Source organism: Adhaeribacter sp., assembly GCF_057359045.1.
Genome location: NZ_JBMQUD010000022.1, coordinates 52,325 through 61,829, shown reverse-complemented (window position 1 = coordinate 61,829; position 9,505 = coordinate 52,325). Strand labels below are relative to the sequence as shown.

Sequence of the window (9,505 nt, the reverse complement as noted above, 5' to 3'; positions counted from 1 at the left end):
TTGGCAGTTGCTGTTTTACCTGCTACAATTTTCAGGTCGATAGTAAAAGTATCTTCAATAATTTTATCGGCAGCAGTACCAATTATGCCGGAGCGGAATTTAATATCATATTTCAGGCGGTCTACTTCTACTTTGGCAGTAGCCTCAGCCGAATTATTGCCCACTTTAACTACCGCCGGAAAGCTTACGGGATTGGTAATGCCTTTAATGGTTAGGTTGCCGGTTATGTTGTAATTAGTGGTACCGGCTTTGGCTTTGCCCACCGGCGTAGCTTTGGTAATTACAAAGGTAGAGGTTGGATTTTTCTCAACGCCAAAAAAATCTTCTGATTTCAGGTGAGTTGTAAGCCGCGCACTTTGGTCAGCATCGGCAATAGTAGTCATATCCATTACAAAATTACCGCCCACTAATTTATTGCCATCCAGGTTCAGGTTGCCTTTGGTTAATTTAACGGTACCATTATGGCCACCGCCCACTTTTTTAGCTGTCCAGTTTAAGGTACTGGCAGCCGGATCTACATTTAGCGTAGTGGTAGCTTTAATAACTACAGAAGTAGCCGGGAGGTTAGGTGTAATAGCAGCCGTGTTTAGTAAAAGCGTAAGCGCTAAAGCGCCAATAGCAAGCGGGGATTTTTTCATAAAGATTATCTTGGTTAGAGGTTTAAAATATTCTTGATTAGACAGCCCGCTTTTTTATAAGTTTAATGTGCGAAACAGCCCAAATAATTAGATTTCAATATACAAAAAATTAAATTTATCTAATTAAAATTATTGAAAAACAATTATTTACAATATTGTAAAAGAAAGTGCCTAGCTATTGTACGGGTTCTTTACCTATACCATGCCAGGCACCTGAATTCTACCGTTTATTTTACCCGGTTAAAGATTACCTCCATGGCTTGTCCCTGGAAAGTGGTATTCATGGTTAAGCGGTCGCCGTTAATTTTACCCTGATACGGAACAGCGTTGGGGCCAAAGGTTACATTAAACGAAACATCGTTGCCTACTACCCGGCCATTTGAAATTGGCGTTTCGCCACGCGGGGTTACAACTGTTCCGGACAGGGATTCGCCGGTAGCCGCTAGTTTTAGGGTTAAATCAAACTGACCTACCCGCCCCTGCCAGGTTCCATTTACGTCGGCAGCTTGTCCGGGAACAGCATTTTGGCTAGCCGTGCTATCGGGGGTAGTAACAGTTGTTGGCGCTGTTGGATTAACTACTGCACCTGGTTGCCGCATTTGTCCGGCACCGGCGCCCGGCAACTGACCTGGGGCTCCACCGGCTGGTCTTTGCCCTTGGCCCATACCACCGGCAGGAGCACCACCAGCAGCCGGGGCACCGCCACCTTGTTGTCCGGCTCCGGCACCAGCTTCCTGACCACCGCCTTCGCCACCACCTTTCATATCGTCGTTATTAACTGATTTCTTTCTCCGACGAGTTGGCTCTGAAGTGATTTTACCAATCCGGTAACTAAAAGTAGCCCGGAAACTCAGGTTATTCATTACATTGGTACTTCGCTGGCTTAATATGGGTGATTCTAATTCGCTACGTACTTTAATAGACGTATTAAAGAAGTTTTCGGCACCAAAGCCAATGGTTCCCTTTTTATCATTAATATCTTTCCGCAAGTTCAGGCTATATATTCCAAAACCACCTTGCGTACCTTGCAACTGCACCTGACGAGCCCGGTAAAAACCAAAACCTTGTAAGCCCCAGCCTTTGCCTAAAATATAGCTTCCCATACCGCGTACATTAAACACCCAGCCTTCGTTGCTGGCCTGGTAAATCGGGTTGGAGTTATTGTTTTCTAAGGTTGAGTAATAGGCATCGGTACCACCATTAAAGGTAAGTTTATTAGAGATGTTTACACTGCCAAAAACACTTAAACCATACGCATTTTCCTGACCAATATTCTGGAAGTTCGTCCGGATTGTATCACCGGAAATATCTCTTACGCTTTGGATAGCATTGTTGGTATTACGTACATAAGTCGAAAAATTCAGGGAAGTTTTGTTTATATAAGTATTATAAGCCAATTCAAAGTTGTTGGTATATTCCGGATCCAGATTCGGGTTACCAATGGTAATATTTAATGGATTGGCTGCTTGCCGGTTTGGATTTAAATACTGCAACGATGGCCGTTGGATACGCCGGTTATACGACAATTTAACTGTATTGCCTGTTTTTAATCTTTGAGATAAATTTACGCTGGGTACCAAAACACCATAATTCGGAATTTGGAATCCACCATTTTGAGTATCTTCAAAGTCGGCGTTAATAGTTGTATATTCGTAACGAACGCCTGATTTAAAGCTAAATTGAGATTTAGTAGTTAAAGTATAAGACAGATAACCACCCGTAACGTTCTGGCGATAGTTAAATATATTACTTAAGTTCTGACCCGGTAAGCGATTAAAAGCCCCTGTAGGACCAGCCGCAAATGTTTCATAATCGCTAATTACCTGCCGCATAATTTGCTTTCCACCCAGTTCTACCAGTTGATTTTTTCCGATAGGATTCTGGTAGTCTAATTGAATGGTTGATTCTTCATTAAAGCTTTCGTTTATGTTTTTTAACCGGCTATTTAATGTGGTAAAATCATCATTAAAAATAGCATTAATGAAATCGTTAGTCCGATTATTCCGGCTATATTGGGTTAAAATGCTAAACTCTTGCTGTGGCTTATCGAAGGTATGGGTGTAGTTTAAATTTACATCTACCGTACCGGAGTTATCTGTAACTTCTACGTCGCGCAGACTGCGCTCTAATAAGTTATCGCTTTCATAACGCTGGGTAAGCAATTCATCCTGAAACGAACGTCCGTTCCGGAGGCCATACTGCACCGAAGCAGTTATAAAATTATTTTTATTAATATCGTAGTCCCAGCCAAATGAATAACGGCCAAAAATATTCCGCTGACGAGTATCCGCTTCTTGCAGGGTCGTGCTCAACTCCACGCCACTAATATTTTTGCGGGTCTGGCTGTTATTAAAGCTGCCGGTAGTGTTGTACATAGCTCTGCCAAAACCACCTAACGAGAAGCCCATTTTACCTTTACGGTAGCTACCATTCAGGCCCAGGTTAGAACCCCGTAAACCAACTCCAGTATCGATATTTAAATTGCCTCCTTGTAAGGTATTTTTCTTCAGTACAATGTTAATAATACCAGCCGAACCTTCGGCATCGTATTTAGCCGAGGGAGAGGTTATTACTTCTACCGATTTAATTAAATCGGCCGGAATTTGCTTTAAAGCATCGGCAACGCTACCGGCAGTAATGGTAGAAGGCCGGTTATTAATAAGAACCCGCAAATTAGAACTACCCCGCATACTTACGTTACCGTCTAAATCAACCGAGAGCATGGGTACTTTGCGGAGCACATCCGAGGCATCGCCCCCGCGGTTACTCGCATCGTTTTCGGCGTTATAAACAGTGCGGTCTACTTTTTCTTCGATCATGGCGCGCTGGCCTTGCACCTGAACTTCTTTCAGGGCGGTGGCACTCATGTTTATTTTTACCGAACCCAGATTTACATCGTCGTTGCGGTCGCTGATTTTTACATTATCCAAGTTACGAGTTTCGTAACCGATAAAAGAAATAACCACCCGGTACGTACCGGCACCCAGCTTGGCAATGGTAAATTTTCCTTTTTCATCGGCCAGGGTTCCATCCAGGGCTTTGCCGGTGTTGGGATCGGTTAAGGTAATGGTGGCAAAACCTACCGGACTGGAGTTGCTGGCATCTACAACGGTGCCGGTAATTTTACTATTGCCCCGGGGCGCAGCCGTTTCGGTAAGTGCGTTGGCCGGCGCCGGTCGCGTTGCGCCAGGGTTACCCGGCACCTGTGCCACCACCAACTGGGCACTACAGGCAAAAACTAAAAAGGGTAATAATTTTTTCATGTTTTTATTTAATTCAAAATCTTTTTTCAGCCGGCAAAGGTAAGCAGCCGGGCGCAAATTTTTAGAGCGGCATTCAATTATAAGTAGCTAAACAAATACCTTCATTACCTATTCCCCGCAAAACAAATATATTAGTCGCACATCTTTTTTAATATTAGACAGACCCGGCTAAAAACTCGACCAAACGGCACTTGGCACTTCCAACCCAAGTAGTAGAGTAAAAAGCCTAGATTATCGGGTAATTAGGGCAAATGGTATAAAATAGGTAAGCTGATAAATGGTTTAAGAACAGAATAATTACCTTTAACTTTTTGGCTGTTTATACAACGCTATGTTTACTTTTTTTAAGTTAAGCCGTTTTGGTTTATTGCACGTTTCGTTTTGGGGAGTTTATCTTTCGTTTTTTCTTTACCAGGTTAGTCAATTCCGGCGGGGCCACGATAATTACGATTGGCTTAATGTAATTTTATTTGCAGGCGTACAAATGGTATTTATTATGGCCATTTCGTACTACAATTATTTTATTACCCTACCCCGCTGGCTTAAACACAAAAACTTTTTCCGGTACTTACTGGAGTTTAGTATACCTTTTGTTATCTTGGTTACCATCCGGATTCATTTGCAACGCTTGCTCGTAGATGGTTATACCCACCAACATGGTTTTTTTTACTCTTCCATGTTTACCGTGCAGCAGGTAGCCACTATGTTGTTTATTGTAATATTTATTGGCATGCTCCGGTTTGCCTACGATTGGTTTGATTTTGAAGCCAAAAAGAAAGAAGTACAAAACGAAAAGTTAACCGCCGAGTTAAACTTCCTGAAAGCGCAGATTAACCCGCATTTTTTGTTTAATACCCTAAACAACCTGTATTACCTGGCTTTTACCCAATCGCCGAATACCACCGAGGTAATTGAAAAGCTGTCGCAAATGATGCGGTACATGATTTACGATTCTAACCACGCGCGGGTGCCTTTAAGCAAAGAAATCGCGTACATGGAAAATTATATAAGTTTAGAACGGCTCCGGTTAAATAACCAAATACCAATAAATTTAAGTGTAACCGGCAATCCGCAGGAACTATTGGTAGTGCCTTTAATTTTTATTACTTTTCTGGAAAATGCGTTTAAACACGGGGTTAGCAACAACAACCCCAACGCTTGGGTAAATATTTCCATTGCCATTAACAGCTCAGAAATTATTTACCAAATAGAAAACAGCAAAGTAAAAAACAATAAAAACAACAACACCGAAAAGTCGGGTATTGGTTTGCAAAATGTAAAAAGACGGTTAGAATTAAGTTATCCCGGCCACTACACTTTAATAACCAACGACCTGCCCGACCAATACCAGGTAAAATTAAAATTAGTTTTATAGTGAGTTTAAGCTGCCTGATTGTAGAAGACGAACCATTGGCCCGTAACCTCCTGACCGAGTACGTGCGCAAAGTACCTTATTTGCAGTTAGAAGCAGCTTGCGCCAGCCCCTTGGCCGCTATTGATATTTTGCATAATCAAAAAATTGATCTTCTTTTTTTGGATATTCAGATGCCGGAAATTACCGGCATTACCTTGTTAAAAATTTTGCAAAAAAAGCCTTTAGTAATATTAACTACTGCTTATTCTGAATACGCCCTTGAAAGTTACGAATTAGACGTAGTAGATTATCTGTTAAAGCCGATTAGCCTGGAAAGGTTTTTAAAAGCAGTAGACAAAGCCCGGCAGCGCCTGGCCGTTCCGGCGGTAAGTCCAATATCTCCCGATAAACCTGCAACCGAGCCGGGCAGTTCTTTTATTTTTGTGAAAGACGGCACTAAACTGGTTAAAGTTAATATAGGAGATATTTTGTATGTAGAGGGCCTGAAAGATTACGTTACCATTTATACCCGCCAACAGAAAATTGTATCGCTGCAGCGGCTTAAAGCTTTAGAAAATCAACTCCCGCTTAACCGCTTTATCCGGATTCATCACTCCTACATTGTGGCTTTAGAAGGCATAGACGCTATTTATAAAGACAAGGTGCAAATAAATAATGTTTTCATTCCGATTAGTGATACCTATCGCAAAACTTTCAAGGAGTTTATCGATCGCAATCAAATTCAGCCGGAGTAAAATATTTAAATATTCACTTCCCGTTTTAAATAACTTTAAGGAATATAATAAATGTATTGCCGGTAAACAAAAAAGCCTGGCGAATGACCAGGCTATTGTATAGATCGTGAAATATACGCGCGTATATTTCTTAAATATTATAGTTTACTTTTACCGTGTTTAACAACTCATTGCGTTTTTCCAGAATATTTTGGTAAGTCTGAAAATTAACCGGTGCAAAAGGCACTTCTTCGTTGTAAGTACGACTGCAAATATTTTTATTTTCTTTTGCAGGATTACTTTGGTTAAACTCACTTTTGTTTTCTTCAGTCCAGTTCTTTGCTTTCATATATAGTAAGATTTAATTTTTTACAATTTCGGGTAAACAATTATGAGTTTTTCAACAGTTTATGTACTGCATTTTTAAATAAAGGTTACCTTTCCCGGGCAAATATTTTAAAATCCAGTAAGTAGCTTTTCGGGAAAACTACCGGATTAAGCTACCATTTTGGCTATATTCTGTAAAAAAGCAGTCCGGCTTTGGGATGTATCACAAACGGTAATTAATTCTTCTTCTAACCGCGGCAACAGTACATTTATTAAAGCTTCTACAAAACCGCCGCGCTCAATAATTTGGCTGTGCAACAAAGCCAAACAGCCCAAACCTTTTTCGTTTTTATCAAAAAATGGTATTCCCATGTAGCTTTTTACCTGCATTTTTACCAGCAAGTCGTTCGACGGAAATAAATCCTGTACACCACCGGGGTAATAGTTTTGCTCTTTCCCAAAAACGCCTTCGCAAGGTGAACCCGCCAGAGGATAATTGATATTTTTAGCTATAATCCCTTTTTTTACAAGGGCTAAAGTATGTACCGTAGGAATAGGCAATAAATCGACAACCGTAATTAATATATAATCTACTTTTATAAGGCTGTACAAATACAAAAGTGCATCCGGAATAAAATTATCTCCTTTATATTGCTCTACAAAATCAATGGCTTCATCTATTTGTTTCTTTTCTTCTGCCGTCCAGGCAGTATGTAATAGCGATACGGATAAGTTTTTCATCCTGCTTTTTTAAACCTTTAAATAATTTATTTTAAGGTGCGTGCTCCTTTAGACTTATTGCCTGGGAAACAAATATGATTCTTTAAATCTACTAATTTAAAATATAAAAAAAAAGCTAAAAAATTGGATTACGTAGTTTACCCCTAAAATTAAGTATTTAACACTTAGGCATTTATTTATCTTCTATAAATCGCCGGAATTGTCTAGATTAGCAATGATTTTTTTTACTTCGGTATTGGTTTGGGTTAATTTAGATTGGCAATATTGAATTAAATCTGAAGCTCTTTTTACTTTGGCGGCTAAATCGTCGATAGGAATATTTTCATTTTCCAGTTCGGCTACCAAATCGGTTAGTTCGTGTAAGGCTTGTTGGTAACTTAAGTTATGTTCTTGGTTCATGGGGTGTTGCTGAATTTTGGGTAACGGTGCTTTCTATAAAGCCGGATAGGAACCGGGTGCTAATGGCGGCGCCTACCGGAATATTTTCGGTTTGCCGCACTATTTTTCCCTGATGGTACACAATGGCATAGCCTCTTTTTAAAATATTATGCGGGTCTAGATGCTGAATGGTCTGGCTAAATTGCCGCAATTTAAATTGTTCTTCTTTTAATTTATTATCGGCGTGGCATTGTAAGTTAAAACCGTGCTTGAGCAAACCTATTTTTTCGTGCTGCAATCTTTTTTCGGCATTTAGAATGGTAGCGTTCATACAAGTGCTGAGTAACCGGAACTCCTGGTTTAATAAATCTTTGGTTTTACCTACCAGGCTATTCTGTAACGAATTTAAAATAAGCTCCTGGGTAACTAAAATTTCGTTTGTTTTTAGCACCAGTTGTTTTTGCAATTGCAATAATTTTTCTGAGAAAGCACGGTTATGCGCTACAATGGTGGCCGCTGCTTTGGTTGGGGTTTTGGTTTTTAAGCGGGCCATTAGGTCGCAAACGGTTTCGTTTTTTTCGTGCCCGATACCGGTTATAATGGGTAAATGAAAGCGGGCCACAGCGCGCGACAATAAATAAGAATCGTACGCCTGAAAATCTAACTGGCTCCCGCCGCCCCTTACCAGTACAACGGCATCGTAAGTTATGCCGGATTCGTAAATTCTGACCAGTTGCTTGTAAATTTCTTTGTGCGCTTCTAAGCCTTGTACCGGGGCTAAATATTCATCTACCTCAAAGGTATAGCCGTGCCGGTTGGTAAGGAGTTCGTGCATAAAGTCGGCGTAACCATCGGCCTGGGCCGAAGATATTAAAGCAATACGTTGAATTACCGGCGGAAAATTTAAGGTTTTATTGTAGGTAAAATATTCCTGGTTGTGCTCCTGGATGTGATCAGGATTTTCGCGGAGAAGCTTTTGCAAAACCGCTTGCCGCGACAAAGCTAAACGCCCAATGGTATAGTTAGGGTCAATATCTTCTATGGCCAGCGATAAACCATATTGCGCATGAAAATGCACTTTAACTTTTAATAATACCTGAATATTATCTTTAAAAGTTTGCCCGGTGGCTTCTTCAAAATTTTGGATACAGCTGTAACAGTTTCCCCAAATTCTACCTTTAATCGAAGCCAGTACCCGGTCGGTTAGTTCGCACTTTTCGATTAAGGTTAAGTAGCACTGATTTTTTGCCGGATACAAATTTATACCCGTTGTTTCGGCAATAACCAAGAAGCTTTTTTCCTGGAATACCTCTTCAATGGTAAACTGAATTAACTGGCTTAGTTCGGATAAACGAATGGGTTGGGTAAGCGATACCATAGTTAAAATACTTCGGACTAATGATAGCCCAAAGTTGAGTACTGATTTAAATTACTAAATTTTAAAGAATAAAAAAAGGCAACCGTAGGGCTGCCTTTTTCTGTTTTCATGCTCCGGACTAATCCTGAATCCGCTCGGCATATTCTTCGCGGTTTGCGCGCTTGTGGGCAGCATCTTTCTCGGGATCTGTTTCTGGTACTGAACCGCAGGCTTGCACCAAAAGTACACTGCCAAACAGGAGCATTAACTTAATTTTATTTTTCATAAGGTAATCTATATTTAAAATTTACTACTGTTTAACTACGTCGTTTTTAGTAGTACGGCTTTTCGATTCATTACCCTCGCCCCGGTTTTGTGAATTACCCACTTGTTGCTGGGTCTTCTCGGTGGCCCGGGCTGCTTCAGATTCGTTAATATCGGTTACATTGTGCAGGGTATCGTTGGTGGTCATGGTGTTGCCCATGTTGCCGCCATTCTTACTTACGTCTGCACCGCGCCGGCTATCATCTACCTGGCCGGCACCCGTTTGCTGGTCATCTTTCAATCCGCTTTCGTTGGCACCGTAACCTTCGGTAGGTGCCTTGGCATCCTGACCGGCGCCCCCGCATCCGGTTCCTAAAAACGCGAGCGAAAATAAGATATAATATGCTATTTTTTTCATAGTTTTTGAATTTATAATTTACAGATGTACG

General features: G+C 40.8%; 10 protein-coding genes. 2 read left to right on the top strand and 8 right to left on the bottom strand.

The genetic code is table 11. The features are described 5' to 3' along the window. Together ACO1R6_RS04080 and ACO1R6_RS04075 are read right to left on the bottom strand one after the other, a co-directional pair. A partial coding sequence (locus ACO1R6_RS04080; RefSeq protein ID WP_486262409.1) for a YceI family protein occupies positions 1 to 638 on the bottom strand: 638 nt, incomplete at its 3' end. A gap of 227 nt (positions 639 to 865) precedes the next feature. Beyond that, positions 866 to 3,901, bottom strand: a complete 3,036-nt coding sequence (locus ACO1R6_RS04075) for a TonB-dependent receptor (RefSeq protein WP_486262407.1) — start codon at positions 3,899 to 3,901, stop codon at positions 866 to 868. A gap of 331 nt (positions 3,902 to 4,232) precedes the next feature. On the opposite strand from ACO1R6_RS04075, the gene ACO1R6_RS04070 reads away from it, so the two are divergent. Next, a complete protein-coding gene (locus ACO1R6_RS04070; protein ID WP_486262405.1) occupies positions 4,233 to 5,276 on the top strand; it encodes a sensor histidine kinase in 1,044 nt (347 codons plus the stop codon). Next, positions 5,276 to 6,010, top strand: a complete 735-nt coding sequence (locus tag ACO1R6_RS04065) for a LytR/AlgR family response regulator transcription factor (protein ID WP_486262404.1) — start codon at positions 5,276 to 5,278, stop codon at positions 6,008 to 6,010. The genes ACO1R6_RS04070 and ACO1R6_RS04065 overlap by 1 nt, the downstream gene beginning before the upstream one ends. Positions 6,011 to 6,140: 130 nt before the next feature. Here the strand turns inward: ACO1R6_RS04065 and ACO1R6_RS04060 are convergent, their stop codons facing one another. From ACO1R6_RS04060 to ACO1R6_RS04035, 6 genes are all read right to left on the bottom strand, one after another. Further along, positions 6,141 to 6,338, bottom strand: a complete 198-nt coding sequence (locus tag ACO1R6_RS04060; protein WP_486262402.1) for a hypothetical protein — start codon at positions 6,336 to 6,338, stop codon at positions 6,141 to 6,143. A gap of 146 nt (positions 6,339 to 6,484) precedes the next feature. Next, positions 6,485 to 7,057, bottom strand: coding sequence for a hypothetical protein (locus ACO1R6_RS04055; RefSeq protein WP_486262401.1), 573 nt, complete (start codon positions 7,055 to 7,057; stop codon positions 6,485 to 6,487). A gap of 183 nt (positions 7,058 to 7,240) precedes the next feature. Beyond that, positions 7,241 to 7,456, bottom strand: a complete 216-nt coding sequence (xseB, locus tag ACO1R6_RS04050) for an exodeoxyribonuclease VII small subunit (protein ID WP_486262399.1) — start codon at positions 7,454 to 7,456, stop codon at positions 7,241 to 7,243. Then, a complete protein-coding gene (gene xseA / locus ACO1R6_RS04045; protein WP_486262398.1) occupies positions 7,440 to 8,813 on the bottom strand; it encodes an exodeoxyribonuclease VII large subunit in 1,374 nt (457 codons plus the stop codon). The genes xseB and xseA overlap by 17 nt, the downstream gene beginning before the upstream one ends. Before the next feature lie 118 nt (positions 8,814 to 8,931). Then, complete coding sequence (locus ACO1R6_RS04040; protein ID WP_486262396.1) at positions 8,932 to 9,078, bottom strand: hypothetical protein; 147 nt, start codon at positions 9,076 to 9,078, stop codon at positions 8,932 to 8,934. 24 nt (positions 9,079 to 9,102) lie between these two features. After that, entirely contained in the window at positions 9,103 to 9,474 is a 372-nt protein-coding gene (locus ACO1R6_RS04035; RefSeq protein ID WP_486262394.1) for a hypothetical protein, read from the bottom strand. Positions 9,475 to 9,505: the final 31 nt, after the last annotated feature.